At 69.4% G+C, this 21,109-nt stretch carries 18 protein-coding genes; 13 read left to right on the plus strand and 5 right to left on the minus strand.

Going from position 1 to position 21,109, the window contains the following annotated elements; translation table 11 throughout:
* The first annotated feature begins 53 nt into the window (after window positions 1-53).
* Window positions 54-959, plus strand: a complete 906-nt coding sequence (locus FHX60_RS23560) for a LysR family transcriptional regulator (protein ID WP_183284793.1) — start codon at window positions 54-56, stop codon at window positions 957-959.
* A 7-nt stretch (window positions 960-966) separates the two neighbouring features.
* Here the strand turns inward: FHX60_RS23560 and fabG are convergent, their stop codons facing one another.
* From fabG to FHX60_RS23575, 3 genes are all read right to left on the minus strand, one after another.
* A complete protein-coding gene (gene fabG / locus FHX60_RS23565) occupies window positions 967-1,698 on the minus strand; it encodes a 3-oxoacyl-ACP reductase FabG (protein WP_112776175.1) in 732 nt (243 codons plus the stop codon).
* 58 nt (window positions 1,699-1,756) lie between these two features.
* Complete coding sequence (locus tag FHX60_RS23570) at window positions 1,757-2,986, minus strand: NAD(P)/FAD-dependent oxidoreductase (protein WP_183284794.1); 1,230 nt, start codon at window positions 2,984-2,986, stop codon at window positions 1,757-1,759.
* A 144-nt stretch (window positions 2,987-3,130) separates the two neighbouring features.
* A complete protein-coding gene (locus FHX60_RS23575) occupies window positions 3,131-4,447 on the minus strand; it encodes an MFS transporter (RefSeq protein WP_092315122.1) in 1,317 nt (438 codons plus the stop codon).
* Window positions 4,448-4,611: 164 nt separating this feature from the next.
* On the opposite strand from FHX60_RS23575, the gene cyoA reads away from it, so the two are divergent.
* The 7 genes from cyoA to FHX60_RS23610 all read left to right on the plus strand — a co-directional run bounded on the left by cyoA (window position 4,612) and on the right by FHX60_RS23610 (window position 14,242).
* Window positions 4,612-5,616, plus strand: coding sequence for a ubiquinol oxidase subunit II (gene cyoA, locus FHX60_RS23580; RefSeq protein WP_183284795.1), 1,005 nt, complete (start codon window positions 4,612-4,614; stop codon window positions 5,614-5,616).
* A gap of 107 nt (window positions 5,617-5,723) precedes the next feature.
* The gene (gene cyoB / locus FHX60_RS23585; protein WP_112776172.1) at window positions 5,724-7,727 is read left to right on the plus strand and encodes a cytochrome o ubiquinol oxidase subunit I; all 2,004 of its coding nucleotides are present in this window, start codon (window positions 5,724-5,726) and stop codon (window positions 7,725-7,727) included.
* Window positions 7,720-8,394, plus strand: a complete 675-nt coding sequence (cyoC, locus tag FHX60_RS23590) for a cytochrome o ubiquinol oxidase subunit III (protein WP_244981340.1) — start codon at window positions 7,720-7,722, stop codon at window positions 8,392-8,394. The genes cyoB and cyoC overlap by 8 nt, the downstream gene beginning before the upstream one ends.
* The gene (gene cyoD / locus FHX60_RS23595; RefSeq protein WP_183284796.1) at window positions 8,391-8,792 is read left to right on the plus strand and encodes a cytochrome o ubiquinol oxidase subunit IV; all 402 of its coding nucleotides are present in this window, start codon (window positions 8,391-8,393) and stop codon (window positions 8,790-8,792) included. Before cyoC ends, cyoD begins: the two co-directional genes overlap by 4 nt.
* The gene (locus FHX60_RS23600; RefSeq protein WP_183284797.1) at window positions 8,789-9,637 is read left to right on the plus strand and encodes an SURF1 family protein; all 849 of its coding nucleotides are present in this window, start codon (window positions 8,789-8,791) and stop codon (window positions 9,635-9,637) included. Before cyoD ends, FHX60_RS23600 begins: the two co-directional genes overlap by 4 nt.
* Window positions 9,638-9,702: 65 nt before the next feature.
* A complete protein-coding gene (locus tag FHX60_RS23605) occupies window positions 9,703-10,740 on the plus strand; it encodes an aldo/keto reductase (RefSeq protein ID WP_183284798.1) in 1,038 nt (345 codons plus the stop codon).
* Window positions 10,741-10,966: 226 nt separating this feature from the next.
* On the plus strand, window positions 10,967-14,242 hold the full coding sequence (locus FHX60_RS23610) for a transglycosylase domain-containing protein (RefSeq protein ID WP_183284799.1): 3,276 nt from the start codon (window positions 10,967-10,969) through the stop codon (window positions 14,240-14,242).
* On the opposite strand, the gene FHX60_RS23615 is transcribed toward FHX60_RS23610, so the two are convergent.
* Window positions 14,215-14,466, minus strand: coding sequence for a GlsB/YeaQ/YmgE family stress response membrane protein (locus FHX60_RS23615; protein WP_092315066.1), 252 nt, complete (start codon window positions 14,464-14,466; stop codon window positions 14,215-14,217). The two genes, FHX60_RS23610 and FHX60_RS23615, sit on opposite strands and share 28 nt — an antisense overlap.
* A 136-nt stretch (window positions 14,467-14,602) precedes the next feature.
* Window positions 14,603-16,156: a methyl-accepting chemotaxis protein gene (locus tag FHX60_RS23620; protein ID WP_112776167.1), complete on the minus strand. Its 1,554-nt coding sequence runs from the start codon at window positions 16,154-16,156 to the stop codon at window positions 14,603-14,605.
* Window positions 16,157-16,513: 357 nt separating this feature from the next.
* Between FHX60_RS23620 and chrA the strand changes: the two genes are divergently transcribed.
* The 5 genes from chrA (at window position 16,514) to FHX60_RS23645 (ending at window position 21,102) form a co-directional block, all read left to right on the plus strand.
* Window positions 16,514-17,746, plus strand: coding sequence for a chromate efflux transporter (gene chrA / locus FHX60_RS23625; RefSeq protein WP_183284800.1), 1,233 nt, complete (start codon window positions 16,514-16,516; stop codon window positions 17,744-17,746).
* A gap of 238 nt (window positions 17,747-17,984) precedes the next feature.
* Window positions 17,985-18,641: a PepSY-associated TM helix domain-containing protein gene (locus FHX60_RS23630; RefSeq protein ID WP_183284801.1), complete on the plus strand. Its 657-nt coding sequence runs from the start codon at window positions 17,985-17,987 to the stop codon at window positions 18,639-18,641.
* Between the two features lie 56 nt (window positions 18,642-18,697).
* Entirely contained in the window at window positions 18,698-19,222 is a 525-nt protein-coding gene (locus tag FHX60_RS23635) for a DUF2271 domain-containing protein (protein ID WP_116602163.1), read from the plus strand.
* Between the two features lie 18 nt (window positions 19,223-19,240).
* On the plus strand, window positions 19,241-20,080 hold the full coding sequence (locus FHX60_RS23640) for a DUF4198 domain-containing protein (RefSeq protein ID WP_112776163.1): 840 nt from the start codon (window positions 19,241-19,243) through the stop codon (window positions 20,078-20,080).
* A 14-nt stretch (window positions 20,081-20,094) separates the two neighbouring features.
* A complete protein-coding gene (locus FHX60_RS23645; RefSeq protein ID WP_311730569.1) occupies window positions 20,095-21,102 on the plus strand; it encodes an FAD:protein FMN transferase in 1,008 nt (335 codons plus the stop codon).
* Window positions 21,103-21,109 lie beyond the last annotated feature (7 nt).

The raw sequence follows: 21,109 nt of genomic DNA on the forward strand, positions 1-21,109 counted from the left end.
CAAAATGGCATATTGCTCATTCCAATCCGGAATGACAGAGGACAAGGAGCGGCATGGACGCCATCCGGGCAATGCAGGTCTTCGTGCGCGCGGTGGAGCTGGGCAGCCTGTCGGCGGTGGCGCGCGAGCAGCAGTCGACGCAGCCGACCATCAGCAAGATCGTGGCCGCGCTGGAGCGCGACCTGGGCGTGCGGCTGCTGGCGCGCAGCACCACCAGCCTGTTGCCGACCGAGGCCGGGCGGCGCTTCTACGAGCGCGCGCGGCGCGTGCTGGACGAATACGGCGAGGCCGTCAGCGACGCGCGCGGCGTAACGGGCCAGCCTTCGGGCCGCGTGCGCGTGAGCGCGCCGGTCAGCTTCGGCGTGCTGCGCCTCAACGCGCTGGTGCTGGCGTTCCAGCAGCGCTATCCGCAAGTCGAGGTGGAATTGCTGTTCGACGACCGTTTCGTCGACCTGGTCGAAGCCGGGGTCGACGTGGCGGTGCGCCTCGGCGCCACGCTGCCGCCGCATGTGGTGGCGCGCCGTATCGCGGTGTCGCCGCGCCTGCTGGTGGCGGCGCCGGAGTACCTGGCGCGGCATCCGAGGATCCGGCAGCCGGCGGACCTGGCGCGCCACCAGATCCTGCGCTTTACCTGGCTCGCCAGCGGCGACGACATCGTGCTCGACGGACCGGGCGGGCAGGCGCTGATCAGCGCGCCGTGCCGCTACCGCGTCAACAACTCGCTGGCGATGCGCGAGAGCTTTCTTGCCGGTGCCGGCTTCGGCATGACGCCGGCGTGGCTGGTGCAGGACCTGCTCGACAGCGGCGCGCTGCGGCGGGTGCTGCCGCGCTGGCAGGGCCCCGCGCAGGAAGCCTTCCTGGTGTGTCCGACGCGGCGCTACCAGCCGGCGCCGGTGCGGGTGCTGCTGGAGTTCCTGGCCAGCGAAATCGCGGCGCTGCCAGGCTTCACGGCGGCCTGATGGCGCGTCAGCCGAACATCCCGCCGTTGACCGAGATTACCTGGCGGGTGATATAGCCCGCGTCGGGCGAGAGCAGGAAGGCCACGGTGGCGGCGACTTCCTCGGGCGTGCCCATGCGCCGCGCCGGGATCAGGCGCAGCGCTTCGTCGCGCACGTGCGGCTCGACCATGTCGGTGTCGATCAGGCCCGGCGCGACGCAGTTGACGGTGATCGCGCGCTTGGCCAGCTCGATCGCCAGCGCCTTGGTGGCGCCGATGATGCCGGCCTTGGCCGCGCTGTAGTTGGCCTGGCCGCGGTTGCCTACCAGCCCCGACACCGACGACAGTGTGACGATGCGGCCCGGCTGCCGGCGCTGCACCATCGGCATCACCACCGGGTTGAGCACGTTGTAGAAGGCATCGAGGTTGGTGTGCACCACCTCGTCCCACTCGGCGCCGGTCATGGCCGGGAAGGCGGCATCGCGCGCCAGGCCGGCGTTGCAGACCACGCCGTAGTAGCAGCCATGCGCGGCAATATCTGTCAGCAGCGCACTGGCGGCTTCTTCGCGGCGGGCCACGTCGAAGCACAGCACGCGTGACTTGCGCCCGCACGCGCGCACGGCGTCGGCGACGGAATCCGCCTCGTCGCGACGCGAGCGGCAGTGCACCACCACGTCATAGCCGTCGCGGGCCAGCCGCAGGGCAATGGCGCGGCCAATGCCGCGGGACGAACCCGTGACCAGCACGGTCGGATGGCTCATGGTTGTTGTCCTTGCAGAACCGCCCGCGCCAAGGCGGGCCGGCATACGGTGAGGCGCATCAGAGCTTGCAGAACTCTTCCAGCACCGCCAGCCGCCGGCGCGGCTCGGTGACGAAGGGATTGTCGCGGTCCCACGCATAGCCGGCCAGGATCGCCGCGATCATGTCGCGGATTTCCGAGGTGGCGTTGGGATGGAAGATCAGCTTCTGGAAGCGGCCTTCGTACCAGGCTTCGACAAAGACGCGGAAGCAGTCGACGCCGGCCTTGAGCGGCTGCGCGAACTCGTGCTCCCAGTCCACCGCTTCGCCGCGCAGCTGGCGCACCAGGCACTGCGCCGCCAGGCTGGCCGACTTGAAGGCGATGGTCACGCCGGACGAGAACACCGGGTCGAGGAACTCGCCGGCATTGCCGAGCAGCGCATAGCCGTTGCCCCACAGCGACTTCACGTTGGCCGAATAGCCCGCGATCTGGCGCGCCGGGGTGTCCCATTGCGCGTCGGCCAGCAATGCTGCCAGGCCGGGCTCTTCCGCGACCAGCGCTTGCAGCCGCTCGGTCTCGGTGCCGGTGTAGCGGTCCAGGAACGCCTTTTCGGCCACCACGCCCTGCGAGCAGCGCCCGTCGGAGAACGGGATGGTCCAGTACCAGACGTCCTGGTGCTGCGGATGCACGCTGATCAGGATCTTGTTGCGGTCGAAGGTGCCGCTCGGGATGCGGTCCTGCACGTGCGTGAAGATCGCGCTGCGCACCGGGAAGCCCGACGGCGTTTCCAGCTGCAGCAGGCGCGGCAGGATGCGGCCGAAGCCGGAGGCATCGAGCAGGAACTTCGCGCGCACGGTGTACTGGCTGCCGTCCGGCGCGCGCACGGTGACTTCCGGCTGCATGCCGCTGACATCGACGTTCTCCACGACATGCGAGAAACGCACCTCTGCGCCCTGGCGCTCGGCCTCGCGGATCAGCACGTGGTCGAACTGCGCGCGCTGCACCTGGTAGGTGGTGCCCCAGCCGGGCGAATACTTCTGGCGGAAGTCGAAGGCGGTGCGCTGCGTGCCGCGCGCGAACGCGGCGCCGTTCTTGTACTGGAAGCCGGCTTCCACCACCGCGCGCAGCATGCCTGCTTCCTCGAGATAGGCCATGCTTTGCGGCAGCAGGCTTTCGCCGATGGAGAAGCGCGGGAAGGTTTCTTTCTCGATCACCAGCACCGGGATACCGTGCTTGCGCAGCAGGCCGGCAGCGACCGAGCCAGCAGGCCCAGCGCCGATGATGACGACGTCCGTGGTTTCCGTTTTCATAAGCTTCGGCTCCGGAATCACATCCGGAACGACGGGATTTTTGGCGGGCGTCAATTGTACTCAGAACGCTGCCCGGGGCCGGCAAAACCGGCCCCGGCGGCTTTCATGACTCACGGCGACGGCTGCGCGGGCGCGCCGCGCCAGTCAGACATGCGTCCCCAGCGCCCGATTGATCCGCAGCGCCAGCAGCGTGCAGGCAACGCCGGAAAGCAGGTAGCCGCTCACCGCGAACAGGCCGAATTCCGCCGACAGCCCCAGCGCCACCAGTGGCGCGAAGCCGGCGCCGAACAGCCACGCCATGTCGGTGGTCAGTGCCGCGCCGGTGTAGCGGAAGCGCCGCTCGAAGTTCGAGGTCACGGCACCGGCGGCCTGACCGTAGGACAAGCCCAGCAGGCCGAAGCCGAGCAGGATGAACAGGTCTTGCGCCAGCGGGCCGCCGCCCATCAGCCAGGGCGCGAACAGGCTGAAGATGCCGATCAGGATGGCCATCAGCGCCAGCGTGGTGCGCCGCCCGATCCGGTCCGCGATCACGCCCGAGACGATGGTGCCGAGGATGCCGATGAAGGCGCCGGCGATCTGCACCGCCAGCACGTCGGTGACCGGCTGCGAGCCGTTGAGCGCGACCCACGAAAGCGGAAACACCGTGACCAGGTGGAACAGCGCAAAGCTCGCCAGCGCGGCGAACGCGCCCAGCAGCAGGTTGTAGCCCTGCTTCCTGACGATCTCGGTGGTGCTGATGGGCTCGAGCTCGTCTTCGTCGAGCAGCTGCGTGTATTCGTGCGTCACCACCAGGCGCAGGCGCGCGAACAGCGCCACCACGTTGATCGCGAAGGCGACATAGAAGGGATAGCGCCAGCCCCACGCCAGGAACTCGTGCGGCTCGAGGCTGAGGTTGAGGAACAGGAACAGCGCACCGGCGACGATAAAGCCGGTGGGCGCGCCCAGTTGCCCCAGCATCGCGTACCAGCCGCGCCGCTGCGGGGGCGCGTTCAGCGCCAGCAGCGAGGGCAGCCCGTCCCACGAGCCGCCGAAGGCCACGCCCTGCAGCGTGCGGAACACCGCCAGCAGGATGATGGAAGTCTGCCCGAGCGACGCATAGCCGGGCAGGAAGGCGATGCCGACGGTGGCGGTGCCGAGCAGGAACAGCGACGCGGTCAGCTTGACGCCGCGGCCCCAGCGGCGCTGGATGCGCATGAACAGCGTGGTGCCGAAGGGCCGGCCGATAAAGGCCAGCGCGAAGATGGCGAAGGCGTAGAGCAGCGCGTCGAGCCGGTCGGCGAACGGAAAGTAGACCGCGGGGAACACCAGCACCGAGGCAATGCCGTAGACGAAGAAATCGAAGTATTCCGAGGCGCGGCCGATCACCACGCCGGTGGCGATTTCCGCGGGCGCGACATGCGCGGCGCCGGGCGCGGGAGGTGCTGTAGGAGACGCCCGGTGCTGGTGGGTCGCGGTGGTCATCGGCATACCTCCCGTGTCTGTGGGCGAGGGCGCTGCAAATTGCACCATGAAGAATGGCACTTGAGCGCCTACACTGCCATAGTTGCTCAGACCAGTCTAAGTCACTTGCGCCGCGGCGTACAAATGGCGCGGGCCCGAAAGCTATGCGATCTTCCGGTCAGACAATGTCCATGCACCGCCCGATCCGCTGGTTGCTGCTGCCAGTCGTGCTGTCGCTGGCCGGCTGCAACGCCGTGCTGCTTGCGCCGGCCGGCGACCTGGCCGTCCGGCAACGTGACCTGATCATCATTTCCACCGGGCTGATGCTGCTGATCATCGTGCCGGTGATCGTGCTGACGCTGGTGTTTGCGTGGCGATACCGCGCCGCCAACGCCGATGCGCACTACAACCCCGACTGGGACCACTCCACGGTGCTGGAGCTGCTGATCTGGTCGGCACCGCTGCTGATCATCATCGCGCTCGGCGCCATCACCTGGGTCAGCACCCACAAGCTCGATCCCTACCAGCCGCTGACCCGGCTCGACGACAGCCGCCCGCTGCCGCCGGGCACGCAGCCGCTGACGGTGGAGGTGGTGGCGCTCGACTGGAAGTGGTTGTTCGTCTACCCCGAGCAAGGCATCGCCACCGTCAACGAACTGGCCGCCCCGGTCGACCGGCCGATCCGCTTCAAGATCACGTCCACCACCATGATGAATTCGTTCTTCATCCCCGCGCTGGCCGGCCAGGTCTACGCCATGCCGGGCATGGAAACGCGCCTGCATGCGGTGGTCAACCGGCCGGGCGTCTACGAGGGCTTCTCCGCCAATTACAGCGGCGCGGGCTTTTCGCACATGCGCTTCCGCTTCCATGGCCTGAGCGACGATGAATTCGGCCGCTGGGTGCAGACCGTGCGGGCCGCCGGCGCGCCGCTGAGCCGGGCCACCTACACGCAGCTGGCGCAGCCCAGCGAACGCGAGCCGGTGCGGCGCTACGGCAGCGTCGACGCGAACCTGTTCGATGCCATCGTGAACCGTTGCGTGCAGGCCGGGCAGGTCTGCCAGAAAGACCTGATGGCGCGCGATGCGCAGCGCGCCGCGGGCCTGGGCGCCGCCGTCTGCACCGCCAGCAACACGCTGGCCGAACCGCTGTTCGGGACCGGCGCGGCCGGTGCCGGCGAGCTGCTGCGCTAGCGCGCATGCGTCGGTGGCAGGCGCTGCGCAGGGTCGTGCGCAAGACCGTGCGGATGACCGTGCGCATGACCGTCAGCTAGAACGCCGTTGTTGTCCTGGAGATCCACATGCCGGAGCGATCCGAACTTGCCACGCAACTCTTCGGCCGCCTGAGCTGGGAGGCAATCCCGCTGCATGAGCCGATCCTGATCGCCACCTTCGCGGTGGTGGCGCTCGGCGGGCTGGCGCTGGCCGGCGGGGTCACGTACTACGGCAAGTGGGGCTACCTGTGGCGCGAGTGGTTCACCAGCATCGACCACAAGCGCATCGGCATCATGTACATGATCCTCGGCATCATCATGCTGCTGCGCGGCTTTGCCGATGCCATCATGATGCGCATCCAGCAGGCCATTGCCTTCGGCGACAACCTGGGCTACCTGCCGCCGCACCACTATGACCAGATCTTCACCGCGCACGGCGTGATCATGATCTTCTTCGTCGCCATGCCGCTGGTCACCGGCCTGATGAACTTTGTCGTGCCGCTGCAGATCGGCGCGCGCGACGTGGCCTTTCCTTTCCTGAACAATTTCAGCTTCTGGATGACGGTGGGCGGCGCCGTGCTCGTGATGATGTCGCTGTTCGTCGGCGAGTTCGCGCGCACCGGCTGGCTGGCCTATCCGCCGCTGTCCGGCATCCTGCAGAGCCCGGACGTGGGCGTGGACTATTACCTGTGGTCGTTGCAGGTGGCGGGGGTGGGCACGCTGTTGTCAGGCATCAACCTGCTGGTCACCATCGTCAAGATGCGCGCGCCCGGCATGACGCTGATGCGCATGCCGATCTTCACCTGGACCGCGCTGTGCACCAACGTGCTGATCATTGCCGCGTTCCCGGTGCTGACCGCGGCGCTGGGGATGCTGGCGGTCGACCGTTACCTGGGCATGAACTTCTTCACCAGCGACCTTGGCGGCAGCGCCATGATGTACGTGAACCTGATCTGGATCTGGGGCCACCCCGAGGTCTATATCCTGATCCTGCCGGTGTTCGGCGTGTTCTCCGAGGTGGTCGCCACCTTCTGCCGCAAGCGCCTGTTCGGCTATGCCTCGATGGTCTATGCCACGGTGGTGATCACGGTGCTGTCGTACCTGGTGTGGCTGCATCACTTCTTCACGATGGGCTCGGGCGCCAGCGTGAATTCGTTCTTCGGCATCACCACCATGATCATCTCGATCCCGACCGGTGCCAAGCTGTTCAACTGGCTCTTCACCATGTACCACGGGCGCATCCGCTTCGAGGTGCCGATGCTGTGGACCGTGGGCTTCATGGTGACGTTCGTGATCGGCGGCATGACCGGCGTGCTGCTGGCGGTGCCGCCGGCCGATTTCTCGCTGCACAACAGCCTGTTCCTGGTCGCGCATTTCCATAACGTGATCATCGGCGGCGTGCTGTTCGGGCTGATGGCCGGCATTACCTACTGGTTCCCCAAGGCCTTTGGCTACCAGCTGGATCCGTTCTGGGGCAAGTGCTCGTTCTGGTTCTGGCTGGTCGGCTTCTACGTGGCGTTCATGCCGCTCTACGTGCTGGGGCTGATGGGAGTGACCCGGCGCGTGAGCCATTTCGAGGACCAGTCGCTGCAGATCTGGTTCCAGCTGGCCGGCGTGGGCGCGCTGCTGATCGCGCTGGGCATCGGCTGCTTCCTGGTGCAGCTGGTGGTGAGCTTCCTGCGCCGCGAGTCGCTGCGCGATGTCAGCGGCGACCCGTGGGACGGCCGCACGCTGGAGTGGTCGACTTCGTCGCCGCCGCCGCCGTACAACTTTGCCTTCACGCCGCTGGTGCATGACAACGACGCCTGGTGGCAGATGAAGGCGCATGGCTACCAGCGCCCCGAGCACGGCTTCATCCCGATCCATATGCCAAAAAATACGGGCGCGGGCATCATCCTGGCCGCGCTGAGCACGCTGTGCGGCTTCGCCCTGATCTGGCATATCTGGTGGCTGGCGGTGCTGGCCTTCGCCGCCACCCTGGTCACGGCGATCGGCCATACCTTCAACTACCAGCGCGATTTCTACATCCCGGCCGACACGGTCCACCGCACCGAGGCAGAGCGCAGCGCGCTGCTGGCCAGCCATGGCTGATACCTTCGCTCCCTTTACCGCCGAAGGCACGCGCCCGCACGAGGCCCCGCCGCAGCGCGCGCCCGCGCCGCCGGCCGAGCTGCGCTTCTACCTGGCCGAGGAATACCACGTGCCCAACGGCACGCTGCTCGGTTTCTGGCTCTACCTGATGAGCGACTGCCTGATCTTTGCGTGCCTGTTCGCCGCCTACGGCGTGCTGGGCCGCAACTATGCGGGTGGGCCGTCCGGCGCCGAGCTGTTCGACCTGCCGCTGGTGGCGCTGAATACGTCGTTCCTGCTGCTGTCGTCGATCACCTACGGCTTTGCCATGCTGGAGACGCAGCGTGGCCGGCTGGGGCCGACGCAGGGCTGGCTCGCCGTGACCGGCCTGCTGGGCGCGGCGTTCCTCGCTGTCGAGATCTACGAGTTCGCGCACCTGGTCGGCGAGGGCGCCGGGCCGCAGCGCAGCGGCTTCTTGACCTCCTTCTTCGCGCTGGTCGGCACCCACGGCCTGCATGTGACCTTTGGCATCGTGTGGCTGGTCACGCTGGTGGTGCAGCTGCGCCGCCACGGGCTGATCCCCGAGAACAAGCGACGGCTGATGTGCCTGTCGATGTTCTGGCACTTCCTCGACGTGGTCTGGATCGGCGTCTTTACCTTTGTCTACCTGATGGGAGTGCTGCCATGAGCGTGCACGACGACACGCTGCCGGCCCACGGACATGGGCACGCCGGCGACCATGGCCACGGCGAAGGCGAGATCCATATCACGCTGGGTGGCTACGTGACCGGCTTCGTGCTGTCGGTGATCCTGACCGCGATCCCGTTCTGGCTGGTGATGGGCAAGGTGTTCGAACAGTCGAGCACCACCGCGATGGTGCTGCTGGCGCTGGGCGCGGTGCAGATCGTGGTGCACATGATCTATTTCCTGCACCTGAACGCCAGGTCCGAGGGCGGCTGGAACATGCTGGCGCTGATCTTCACGCTGGTGCTGGTGGTGATCACGCTGACGGGCACGCTGTGGGTGATGTTCCACCTGAATTCCAATATGATGCCGGGCATGCATACCACCAAGACCCTGCCTTGACCGGTTCCACCGACGACCGCGCGCCGGTCGAAAAATTGCGCACCGCCCACGCCAATAAAGGCGCCCCCGAGTCCGCGCGCCCGCTGTCGACAGTCTGGCTGGCCGCACTGGCCCTGTTCGCCGCGGCGGCCATCGCCGGCCTGGTGGCGCTGGGCAACTGGCAGGTCGAGCGCCGCGCCTGGAAGCTCGGCCTGATCGCCCAGGTGGCCGAGCGCGTCCATGCGCCGCCGGTGGCGGCGCCCGCGCCCGCGCAGTGGGCGGGGCTGACCAAGGCCAATGCCGAGTACCGGCGGGTCCGCGCCAGCGGCACCTTCCTCGACGAACGCCAGACCCTGGTGCAGGCCGTGACCGAGCAGGGCGGCGGCTACTGGGTGATGACGCCGCTGCGGCTGGCCGACGGCAGCACCGTGCTGGTCAACCGCGGTTTCGTCGCCGAGCCGTTCCGCGCGCGCGTGGCCCCCGCCGGCAGCGGCCCCAGCGAAGTGGTCGGCCTGCTGCGCATGAGCGAGCCGGGCACCGGCCTGCTGCGCCACAATGACGCGGCGCGCGACCAGTGGTTCTCGCGCGACGTGGCGGCGATCGCCGCGCACCGCGGCCTGGGGCAGGTCGCGCCGTATTTCATCGACGCCGCGGCAGTGCCGCCGCCGGGCGGGGCGGACCCCAAGGCCTGGCCCGCGGGTGGGCTGACGGTGACGGCCTTTACCAACAATCACCTCGGCTACGCCCTCACCTGGTACGGGCTGGCGCTGATGGTGGCGGCCGCCGCGGCCTACGTGGGGCGCGAGGAATACCGCAAGCGCCGCGGCGCAGGCGCCGCCGCAGCCCACTCCGATCCGCGCGCCTGAGGCCGCGCCGGCAAGCCTGGCCGGCTGGCGGCACAATGTGGGCTGTCCCATCCCAAGGAGCCGCCATGCCAGACCTCTCCATGCCGTACCGCCGCCTCGGCGCCAGCAACCTGCGCGTCTCGGCGCTGTGCCTGGGCACCATGATGTTCGCCGACCAGACCGACGAGGCCGAGGCCGGCCGCATCGTCGCCAGCGCGCGTGACCACGGCGTGAACTTCATCGATACCGCCGACGTGTACAGCAAGGGCGCGTCCGAACAGATGGTCGGGCGCCTGCTGACCGCCGAGCGCCACGACTGGGTGCTGGCTACCAAGCTCGGCAACGCCATGCAGGCCGCGCCCAACCACGGCCACTACTCGCGCGCGTGGATCACGCGCGCGGTCGAGGACAGCCTGCACCGGCTGGCGACCGACTACATCGACATCCTCTACCTGCATCGCGACTATCCCGGCGCCAACCTGGAAGAGCCGGTGCGTGCCATGGGCGACCTGGTGCGCAGCGGCAAGATCCGCTACTGGGCGGTGTCGAACTTCCGCGGCTGGCGCATCGCCGAGATCGCGCGCCTGTGCGGCGAGCTGGGCGTGCCGCGTCCGGTGGCGTGCCAGCCGTACTACAACCTGCTGAACCGGCTGCCGGAGGTGGAGATCCTGCCCGCGTGCGAGCACTACGGCCTGGGCGTGGTGCCCTACAGCCCGGTGGCGCGCGGCGTGCTGACCGGCAAGTACGCGCCCGGCCAGGCACCGGCCGAAGGCACGCGCGCGGGCCGCGCCGATCGCCGCATGATGGAGACCGAGTTCCGCGAGGAGTCGCTGGTCATCGCGCAGCAACTCAAGACCCATGCCGAGGCGCGCGGGCTGACGCCGGGGCAGTTCGCCACGGCGTGGGTGCTGGCCAACCCGATCGTGTCGTCGGTGATCGCCGGCCCGCGCACGCTGGCGCAGTTCGAGGATTACTTCGGCGCGCTCGGTGCCGCGATCACGCCCGAGGAAGAGGCGATGATCGATGCGCTGGTGTCGCCGGGCCATGCCTCGACGCCGGGCTACAACGATCCGGGCTATCCGTTGACCGGCCGGCCGGTCGGTCGTGCGGCCGCTGGCCGATAATCCGCGGCACCTTTCGGACGCGCCGGAAGTGGCGCAGGCGCTGCCTGGGGTGACGCCCCTCTGCAACGGCACGCGACCCGCGCGCGTGCTTGATGCACCCGGGCGCGACTCCTACTAATATCAAGACAGGCGGGCGCGCGCGAGGCGCGCACCGCGAAAAAACCGCGCTTCGAGCCGGCGCATGAAGAGATTGCGCGCTGTGCCGGCCCATCAAGGAAGCCCAAACGTGTCGCGTCGTGGCTGGATTTTCGCTGGCTTGGCGGTCGCCCTCACCGGCGGCGCCTATGTCGTGTATAGCGTTGTTGCAAGCGAGGTGCGCAACTCGCACTGGCAGGCGCGGCTGATCGGCAGCCTGGGCCAGCGGCTGACGTTCGAGATCCAGCCGGGTGCCAGCGACAGCATCCGCTTCCCGCATTCCGGACCCTATGACGCCCGCATGGGCTACGGCCAGCTGCCGCTGTTCGCGCAGCGGCTGGAGCAGCGCGGCTACGTCCCCGCCGAACAGGCGCGCATGTCGCCCGACATGGTGCGGCTGATCGACGAAGGCCTGTTCACGCCCTATCGCGAGAAGAACCAGGCGGGCCTGCTGCTGCGCGACTGCAACGGCCTGACGCTGGCGTTCGAGCGCTACCCGCAGCGCCAGTACGCGGATTTCGGCGCGGTGCCGCCGGTGCTGGTGAGCGCGCTGCTGTACGTCGAGAACCAGGGCCTGCTCAATCCGGAATACCCCAACATGAACCCGGCGCTGGACTGGCGCCGGCTGTCGCGCGCGGTGCTGGACCAGATGATCCGGCTGGCCGACAAGTCGCACGACGCGCCCGGCGGCAGCACGCTGGCGACGCAGATAGAGAAATACCGGCACTCGCCCGAGGGCCGTACCACCTCGATCCCGGAAAAATTCCGGCAGATGGCGTCGGCATCGCTGCGCGCCTACCTGGACGGCCCGGACACCCAGCGTGCGCGCGAGCGCATCGTGGTCGACTACCTGAACACGGTGCCGCTGTCGGCGCGCGCCGGCTTCGGCGAGATCAACGGCATCGGCGATGCGCTATGGGTCTGGTACGGCGAGGATTTCGGCGAAGTCAACCGCCTGCTCAAGGAGATGGACCAGCGCGCGCCGGATCCGCGCCAGGCGCAGGCCTTCAAGCGCGCGCTGTCGCTGATCATCTCGCAGCGCCGCCCGTCGTACCACCTGCGCCGCGACGATACCAACCTGGACGCCCTGACCGGCAGCTACCTGCGCCTGATGGCGGCCAACGGCATCATCACCGCCGAACTGCGCGACGCCGCGCTGGCGCAGCCGCTGGACAAGGCGTCGGCGCCGCAGCGCCCGCCGCAGGAGCCCTTTGTCACGCGCAAGGCCGTCAACCGCGTGCGCGCCGACATCGGCCGGCTGACCGGGGTCGAGAGCCGCTACGACATGGACCGGCTCGACCTGACCGTGGACAGCACCATCAACCGCGAGGCCCAGCGCATCGTCGTCGACACGCTGCAGCGCGTGAACAACAAGGCCGACGCGCGCGCCATGGGCCTGTATGGCCACAACCTGCTGCGCGACCACGACGATCCGTCCCGGCTGATGGCCAGCTTCACGCTGTACGAGCGCGTCGGCAATGCCAGCGTGGTGCGGATCCAGGCCGACAATATCGACCAGCCGTTCGATATCAACAGCGGCGCGCGCCTGAACCTGGGCTCGACCGCCAAGCTGCGCACGCTCGTGACCTATCTGGAGATCATCAGCGAACTGCACGCGCGCTATGCCGGCATGACCAGCGCCGAACTGGCCGCGGTGCCGCTGGCGCGCCAGGACGCGCTCAGCCGCTGGGCAGTCGAATACCTGGCCAAGGCACGCAAGCCGGCCGAGCGCGAACTGATGGCGATGCTGGAGGCGGCGATGGAGCGCAAGTATGCCGGCGGTGCCGGCGAAGCCTTCTACACCGGCGGCGGCCTGCAGAGCTTCACCAACTTCGAGCGCGAGTCTGGCCTGCGCAACCTGACCGTGCGCACTGCGTTCCAGCACTCGGTCAACCTGGTGTTCATCCGCATGATGCGCGACATCGTGCGCTACGAGACCTTCCACGCCAACCCGGATATCGGCAACCTGTTCGAAGACCGCGACGCGCCCGGCCGGCGCGCCTACCTGGAGCGCTTTGCCGACCAGGAGGGCAGCGCCTACATGACCAGCTTCTACCAGCGCTACCGCGGCAAGACTTCGGAGCAGCGCCTGGCCACGCTGCTGGGGCGGGTGCGCATGACCACGCCGCACCTGAACGCGGTGCGCATGTCGGTGACGCTGCTGAGCGCGCGGCCCGCGCTGGACGAGGACAGCTATATCCGCATCATGCGCGCGCGCCTGGGCGACAAGCAGCTGGCCAAGGAAGACCTGCCGGCGCTGTACCGCAAATACGGCAAGGACAAGTTCAACCTGAACGACCGTGGCTACCTGTCGCGGGTGCATCCGCTGGAACTGTGGATGGTGGAATACCTGGACCAGCACCCCGACGCGACGCTGCCGGAGATCCTGCGCGCAAGCACCGCCGAGCGCCAGGAAGTGTACAAATGGCTGTTCCGCACGCGCAGCAAGGCCGGGCAGGACAACCGCATCCGCACGCTGCTGGAGCAGGACGCCTTTTCGCGCATCGCGCGGCGCTGGCAGCGGCTGGGCTATCCGTTCGACTCGCTGACGCCGTCGTATGCCAGCGCCATCGGTGCCGCCGGCGACCGCCCCGCGGCGCTGGCCGAGCTGGCCGGCATCCTGCTGGCAGGCGGCGTGGTCACGCAGAACGCGGCCGTGCGCAGCCTGGCGTTTGCCGACGGCACCCCGTACGCCACCCGCTATGTGCTGCAGCCCGGCCCGGGCAAGCGCGTGCTGCCGGCCGAGGTCGCCGAGCTGGCGCGCCGGTCGATGCTGGATGTGGTGGAGCGCGGTACCGCCAAGTCGATCCGCGGCGCGTTCACGGTGCCGGGGCGCGATGGCGCCACCTTGACCGTGGCCGGCAAGACCGGCACCGGCGACCAGCGCTTCCAGGTCTACGGGCCGGGCGGGCGGCTGATCTCGTCGCGCTCGGTGAACCGTTCGGCCACCTTTGTCTTCACGCTGGGCGAGCGCTTCTTCGGTACCGTGGTGGTCAATGTGCGCGAACCCTACGCGGCGCGCTACAGCTTCACCAGCGCGCTGGCGGTGCGGGTGCTGCGAGCGATTGCCCCGCAGGTGTCGGCGATGGCGCCGGGCGGCGACCGCGCGCTGCTGCGCTGCCGCGATGCGGCCCCGGGCTTGCGCACGCCGCGCGCCCCGACCATGGCGTCACCGGCCGACGGCGTGCCCGGCACGGTCCTGGCCGAGGGCCTGGGCGCGGGACTGGAAGCCGCGCTGCAGCCGCCGGCGCGGCAGGAGGTGGCCGCGATGCCGCCGCCGCCCGCGCCCCAGGCGCCGGGCCTGGCCGACAACGACGCGGCCGGCGTGCGCCGCGCCAGTCAGGCCTTGCGGCGCACCATGCCGTAGATGACCAGCAGCACGATCGCGCCAAGCACCGAGGCAACCCAGCCCGCGGGCTCGCCTGGCTGGTACCAGCCCAGCGCGCGGCCGACATAGCCCGCGACCACCGAGCCCAGGATGCCCAGGATGATGGTCATGATCCAGCCCAGCTTGTCGTCGCCGGGCTTTACCGCCCTGGCGATCAGGCCGACGATAAGGCCAACGAACACGGTGCCAATGAATGCCATCATGGTGCGCTCCTGTCAGTGGTCTGCGGTAACGGTCTGATGCACTGGGCCGGCCGCCTGTGCGGCCGGCTTCGCTTCATCATACACGCAGGGCGCGGCAGGCGGATGGCGCGCGGGGCATGCGGCCGGACTGCGCCGCTCAGGCCGCCAGGCGGAACTGGCCCACGGCGCGGTGCAGCGCCTCGGCCTGGTCTTCCAGCGACGCCGCCGCCGCCGCCGCCTGTTCCACCAGGGCGGCGTTCTGCTGCGCCATCTGGTCCATCTGCGACACCGCCTGGTTGACCTGCTCGATGCCGCCGGTCTGTTCCTCGGTGGCGGCGCGCATTTCTCCCATCAGGTCGGTCACGCGCTTGACCGCGCCGACGATCTCGTCCATTGCGCGGCCGGCGTTCTCGACCAGCACCGAACCGTCTTCGACGCGCTGCGCCGAATTGCCGATCAGCGCCTTGATTTCCTTGGCCGCGGTGGCGCTGCGCTGGGCCAGCGTGCGCACTTCGCCGGCCACCACCGCGAAGCCGCGGCCCTGGTCGCCGGCGCGGGCCGCCTCGACCGCCGCGTTGAGGGCCAGGATATTGGTCTGGAAGGCGATGCCCTCGATCACGCCGATGATGTCGACCACCTTGCCCGAGGCACTCTTGATCTCGCCCATGGTGTCCACCACCTGGCTGACGATGGCGCCGCCGCGTACGGCGATGTCCGACGCGCCCTCGGCCAGGTGGCTGGCCTGGCGCGCGTTCTCGGCGCTCTGGCGCACGGTGCTGGTGAGCTGCTCCATGCTGGCGGCGGTTTCCTGCAGCGACGCGGCCTGCTCCTCGCTGCGGCGCGACAGGTCGGCATTGCCCGCGGCGATCTGCTTGGCCGCGCCGGCAATCGAATCGGCCGAGCCGCGGATGCTGCCGATCGCGCCGGTCAGGCGCGACTGCATGCGGTGCATGGCATGGAGCACGCTGTGCTCGTCGCCGGCGCGCAGCTCGACCTGGCCGGCCAGGTCGCCTTCGGCAATGCGACCGGCGATCAGTGCGGTGGTGGCCGGCTCGCCGCCCAGCTGGCGCTGCAGGCTGGCCGCGACCCGCACCATCACCAGCGACATCAGCGCGCCCACCGCCAGCAGCAGCCCCAGCGCCTTCCACAGCTCCTGGCGGAATGCCGCCTCGATGTCGTCCAGGTACAGCCCGGCGATGAAGTTCCAGTCCCACGGGCGGAAGTTGGCCACGTAGCTCAGCTTGGGCTGCGGCGCCTGCGCGCCCGGCTTCGGCCACAGGTATTCGACGAAGCCCTTGCCGGGGCCCTTGCCGATCGCGGCGATGTCGCGGAACAGGTAGACCCCGTTCGGGTCCTTCATGCCTTCCATCGCCTTGCCGTTCATCTCAGGCTTGAACGGGTGCATCAGCACCACGGTGTCGGAACGCATCAGCGTGAAGTAGCCGTCGGTGCCGAAGCGCATCGCGCGCACGCGCGCGATTGCCTGCTGCTTCGCTTCCTCGGCCGGCAGCTTGCCGGCCTTGGCCAGGGCCTCGTACTCGGCCACCACCGAGACCGCGGTGTCGGTGACGTGGGCCAGGTCGAGCCGGCGCTCGTCCATGCGCAACGTGCGGATGTGCCACGCATTCCACAGCGTGATGCCGAGCAGGCAGACCCAGCTCAGCACCAGCGGCAACAGCAATTTTTTCTTCAGGCTAAGGTTGTGCAGCATCGCTTCTACTCCTCCTTCTTCTTCGCGCTTTACGCTTGTCATCGGTGATGCGCATCGCCGTGCCACGCCAGGTGACGGGCGTGGCCGGCCAGCAGGGGACAAGGGGCCGACGGCGCGTGCGTCTGCGGCATAACGGCGCAAAACGGACGTAACTTGATTGAGGTAGGTCCGCCACATCGGCAGTGTGGTTGATTGGTTTCAAAAGTCTGGCGCGACGCTGTGCGCTATGCGGCGCCTCGCCAGGCCCGCGCGGCAGGTGCGCGTGCTTTCGCCTTCGCTTTGTCACGCCGGGCTGGCAAAAATCGGTCAGAATTTGCGCTGTCCTCCGTACGCCCCCGTTTGCCCGCAAACCGCCCCATGGCCTCCTTGCCCAGCCCCTCCGACGACACCCGCGACCACGACGGGCCGCTTGCCGTGTTCCTGATCTTCCTGCGGCTCGGCCTGACCTCGTTCGGCGGCCCGGTGGCCCACCTGGCGTATTTCCGCGATGAACTGGTGCGCCGGCGCGGCTGGCTCAGCGAGGCGGCCTATGCCGACGTGGTTGCGCTGTGCCAGTGCCTGCCCGGACCGGCCAGCAGCCAGACCGGCATCGCGCTGGGGCTGGCGCGCGCCGGCTATGGCGGCGCGCTGGCGGCATGGGTGGGCTTCACGCTGCCGTCGGCGCTGGCCATGATCGTGTTCGCGCTGGGGGTGACCCATTACGGCATGGCCGCGGCGCCGGGCGCGCTGCACGGGCTGAAGCTGGTGGCGGTGGCGGTGGTGGCGCAGGCGGTGTGGGGCATGGCGCGGACGCTGTGCGTCGGCCCGGTGCGCATCGCCATCATGCTGGTGGCCGCCGGCACCGTGCTGGCGTGGCCCGGGCCGTGGGCGCAGGTGGCCCTGATGGCCGCTGCCGCGGTGGCCGGCATGGCCCTGTTGCGGCCGGCGCTGGCCGGCGCGCATGAACCGCTGCGGCTGCCGGTGACGCATCGCGGCGGCGTACTGGCGCTGGCGCTGTTTGCCGCGCTGCTGGCCGGCCTGCCGCTGCTGGCGCAGTGGGCCGCCGACCCGGCCGTGCGCGTGTTCGACGCCTTTTATCGCGCCGGCGCGCTGGTGTTCGGCGGCGGGCACGTGGTGCTGCCGCTGCTGGATGCAGCCGTGGTGACGCCCGGCTGGGTCGGCAAGGAAGCCTTCCTGGCCGGCTACGGCGCGGCGCAGGCCATGCCCGGGCCGCTGTTTTCCTTCGCCGCGTTCCTCGGCGCGGCCATGCAGGCCCCGCCCACCGGCATTGCCGGCGGCCTGCTGTGCACGCTGGCCATCTTCCTGCCCGGCGCGCTGCTGGTGCTGGGCGCGTTGCCGTTCTGGGAAAGCCTGCGCCGCAACCAGCGCGCCCAGGCGGCGCTGGCCGGCATCAACGCCGGCGTGGTCGGGCTGCTGCTGGCGGCGCTGTGGCATCCGGTATGGACCAGCGCGGTGCAGGGCCCGCTGGACATCGTGCTGGTGGCGCTGGCGCTGGTGGCGCTGATGCGCTGGAAGCTGCCGCCGTGGCTGGTGGTGGTGGCCAGCGGCGTGGCGGGCTGGGCGGTGGCGGCGCTGGCGACGGCCATTTGAGGCGGGCCTGGCGCACGCACGCAAACTCGCCTTGACGTTGTAATGCGCTGTAATCCGCCCCGCCGGCCGACCGTTTGCGCTTTCAAATGCGAACGATTATCCTTCTCTCTTCCCCGCCTCCTTGTGCCGGCCATGGCACATCCTGACGCCCCCTGGGCGTTCCAGGGGGCGCTTTAGCTACCCGTATCAGGCAAGACCGGGCGTGGCCAGACCAGATCGCGCCTGCCGACCCACCGCAATGACCGACACCCAGCCGGCCGCCGGCCAGCAGCGCCGTGCCTTCTGGCTCAAGCATCTCCACCAGTGGCACTGGATCAGTTCCGCGATCTGCCTGGTCGGGATGCTGCTGTTCGCGGTCACCGGCTTCACCCTGAACCACGCCGGCCAGATCGAGGCCAGGCCCGCCGTGCAGACCCGGCATGCCACGCTGCCCACGCGCGTGCTCGACCAGGTCCGGGCCGCGGCCCCCGCCGGCGCCGCCGGGGCGGGCGAGACCAAGGCGCCGGTGCCGGCGGTGCTGGCCGACTGGCTGGCGCAGGCGCTGGATATCGACGCCGGCGGGCGCGAGGCGGAATGGTCCGCCGACGAAATCTACGTGGCGCTGCCGCGCCCGGGCGGCGACGCGTGGGTCAGCATCGCGCTCGACAGCGGCGAGGCGCAGTACGAGACCACCTCGCGCGGTGCCGTCTCGTACCTGAACGACCTGCACAAGGGCCGCAACACCGGCGCGGCGTGGAGCCTGTTCCTGGACGCGTTCGCGCTGGCGTGCCTGGTGTTCTGCGTGACCGGCCTGTTCCTGCTCAAGCTGCATGCGGGCGGGCGCGTGGCGACCTGGCCGCTGGTGGGGCTGGGGCTGGTGGTGCCGGTGCTGCTGGCGATCCTGTTTATCCACTGATCGGTCGCGCTCGCGCCGATCTGTTTCCTGCATCTCACTGACGAGGTTTCTCCGATATGCGCCGACTGCTCTCCGTCTCCCTGACCGGCATGGCCGCCGTGCCGCTGGCCGGCCCCGCGCTGGCCGCGGACCTGAACGTCAAGGTCGACATCCCGCGCCTGACCGTGGCCGAGTACCACCGGCCCTATGTGGCCATGTGGGTCGAGCGCGCCGACCAGAGCCCGGTGCAGACCCTTGCGGTCTGGTACGACGGCAAGCTCAAGGACGGCGAGGGCACCAAGTGGCTCAAGGACATGCGCCAGTGGTGGCGCAAGGCCGGCCGCGAGCTGCACATGCCGGCCGACGGCATCTCCGGCGCCACGCGCGCGCCGGGCGAGCACAGCGTGCGCTTCAGCGACGGCAAGGCGCCGTTGGGCAAGCTGCCCGCCGGCGACTACCAGCTGGTGGTGGAGGCCGCTCGTGAAGTGGGCGGGCGCGAGTTGCTGCGCGTGCCGTTCACGTGGCCGCCGCAATCGGCACAGACCGCCCGCGCCAAGGGCGAACACGAACTCGGCGGCGTCACCGTCGACCTGAAGCCTTAACCTTCCCGGAGCCCGACCATGAAACCTTCCCTGATGTCCGCCGCATCTTCCCGCCTGGCGGTGCGCGCCGCTGTCCTGGCCCTGGCCGCGCTCGCGCCGCTGGCCGCGCACGCGCATCGCCAGTGGCTGTTGCCGTCGGCCACCGTGCTGTCCGGCAGCGATCCGTGGGTCACCGTCGACGCCGCCGTCTCGAACGACCTGTTCTACTTCGAACACGTGCCGATGCGGCTCGACAACCTGCAGGTGACCGCCCCCGACGGCAGCGCGGTCAAGGCCCAGAACGCGGCCACCGGCAAGTACCGCAGCACCTTCGACCTGCACCTGACCCAGCCCGGCACGTATCGCGTGGCGGTGGTCAACAACGGCCTGTTCGCCAGCTACAAGCTCGACGGCCAGGCCAAGCGCTGGCGCGGCAGCGCCGAGAACTTCGCCAGGGAAGTCCCGGCCAACGCGCAAGACCTGCAGGTCACGCAGGCCGAGGGCCGCATCGAATCCTTCGTCACCGCCGGCAAGCCCAGCGACAAGGGCCTGCGCACCGTCGGCCGCGGCCTGGAACTGGCGCCGATCACGCACCCGAACGACCTAGTCGCCGGCGACACCGCCAGCTTCCGCCTGCTGCTCGACGGCAAGCCCGCCAGCAACCTGAAGGTGGCGGTGGTGCCGGGCGGCATCCGCTACCGCGACCAGCTGCAGGAATTCAGCGCCACCACCGACGCCGACGGCAAGTTCAGCGTCAAGTGGCCGGCCGCGGGCATGTACTGGATGGAAGCCGAGGTCAAGGACGACAAGACCACCTTCAAGCAGGCCAAGTCGCGCCGCGCCGTCTATGCGGTGACGGTGGAAGTGCTGCCGCAATAAGCCGGTTGCATGGCGTGAACCGCGTCCTGGTACCCGTTGCGCTGAGCGCGCCGCCCGCGCCGCCGCCCGCCGATGCGCGCCTGCAGCGCTGGGGCGGGCCCACCATGAGCACGAGCTGGTCGGTGGCGGCGCTGCTGCCGCCGGATGCGGATGCCGGCGCCATCGCCGCCGGCATCGGGGCGGTGCTCGAGCGCGTGATCGCGCAGATGAGCAACTGGGAAGCGGACTCCGACCTGAGCCGGTTCAACCGCGCGCCGGCGGGCAGCTGGCACGCCTTGCCGGCAGACTGCTTCGCGGTGCTGCAGACCGCATTGCAGGTGGCACGCGACAGCGGCGGCGCCTATGACCCGAGCGCTGGGCCGCTGGTCGACCTGTGGGGCTTTGGCCCGGCCCCGGCGCGCCGCGCACCGCCATCGCCAGACGACGTACAGGCCGCGCGCACCCGTTGCGGCTGGGCCCGCATCGAAATCGATGCCGCGGGCGGGCGCGCCCGCCAGCCGGGCGGCGTGGCGCTGGACTTCTGCGCCATCGCCAAGGGCTTCGCCGTCGACGCGGTGGCGCGCTACCTGTGCGCACAGGGGCTGGACCATCATCTCACCGAGATCGGCGGCGAACTGCGCGGCCATGGCGTCAAGCCCGATGGCATGCCGTGGTGGGTCGCGCTGGAAGCGCCGCCGGGGCCGGGCAGCGATGACGCGCAGCAAACGCTGGTGGCGCTGCACGGGCTGTCGGTGGCCACCTCCGGCGACTACCGTCGCTACTTCGACAGCGAAGGCCGCCGCTATGCCCATACCATCGATCCGCGCACCGGCTACCCGGCCAGCCACGCGCTGGCCTCGGTCACGGTAATCCACCCGCAGTGCATGCTGGCCGATGCGCTGTCCACCGCGCTGACCGTGCTGGGCCCCGATGCCGGCATGGCGCACGCGCGCCGCCACGGCATTGCCGCGCGCTTCCTGGTGCGCACCGCGGACGGCTTTCTCGAACATCATTCGCCGGCCTTTGCCGCGATGCTGGCATGAGCGGCAG

Source organism: Cupriavidus alkaliphilus (assembly GCF_014191175.1).
Classification (GTDB): Bacteria; Pseudomonadota; Gammaproteobacteria; order Burkholderiales; family Burkholderiaceae; genus Cupriavidus; species Cupriavidus alkaliphilus.

Bases quoted from the DNA above. Each gene is read 5' to 3' on its own strand.
- cyoA (WP_183284795.1), top strand. From the start codon at position 4,612: ATGTCCATGCACCGCCCGATCCGCTGGTTGCTGCTGCCAGTCGTGCTG.
- cyoD (WP_183284796.1), top strand. From the start codon at position 8,391: ATGAGCGTGCACGACGACACGCTGCCGGCCCACGGACATGGGCACGCC.
- FHX60_RS23570 (WP_183284794.1), bottom strand. From the start codon at position 2,986: ATGAAAACGGAAACCACGGACGTCGTCATCATCGGCGCTGGGCCTGCT.
- cyoB (WP_112776172.1), top strand. From the start codon at position 5,724: ATGCCGGAGCGATCCGAACTTGCCACGCAACTCTTCGGCCGCCTGAGC.
- FHX60_RS23605 (WP_183284798.1), top strand. From the start codon at position 9,703: ATGCCAGACCTCTCCATGCCGTACCGCCGCCTCGGCGCCAGCAACCTG.
- FHX60_RS23630 (WP_183284801.1), top strand. From the start codon at position 17,985: ATGACCGACACCCAGCCGGCCGCCGGCCAGCAGCGCCGTGCCTTCTGG.
- FHX60_RS23575 (WP_092315122.1), bottom strand. From the start codon at position 4,447: ATGACCACCGCGACCCACCAGCACCGGGCGTCTCCTACAGCACCTCCC.
- FHX60_RS23640 (WP_112776163.1), top strand. From the start codon at position 19,241: ATGAAACCTTCCCTGATGTCCGCCGCATCTTCCCGCCTGGCGGTGCGC.
- FHX60_RS23620 (WP_112776167.1), bottom strand. From the start codon at position 16,156: ATGCTGCACAACCTTAGCCTGAAGAAAAAATTGCTGTTGCCGCTGGTG.
- chrA (WP_183284800.1), top strand. From the start codon at position 16,514: ATGGCCTCCTTGCCCAGCCCCTCCGACGACACCCGCGACCACGACGGG.
- fabG (WP_112776175.1), bottom strand. From the start codon at position 1,698: ATGAGCCATCCGACCGTGCTGGTCACGGGTTCGTCCCGCGGCATTGGC.
- FHX60_RS23560 (WP_183284793.1), top strand. From the start codon at position 54: ATGGACGCCATCCGGGCAATGCAGGTCTTCGTGCGCGCGGTGGAGCTG.
- cyoC (WP_244981340.1), top strand. From the start codon at position 7,720: ATGGCTGATACCTTCGCTCCCTTTACCGCCGAAGGCACGCGCCCGCAC.
- FHX60_RS23615 (WP_092315066.1), bottom strand. From the start codon at position 14,466: ATGATGGCATTCATTGGCACCGTGTTCGTTGGCCTTATCGTCGGCCTG.
- FHX60_RS23635 (WP_116602163.1), top strand. From the start codon at position 18,698: ATGCGCCGACTGCTCTCCGTCTCCCTGACCGGCATGGCCGCCGTGCCG.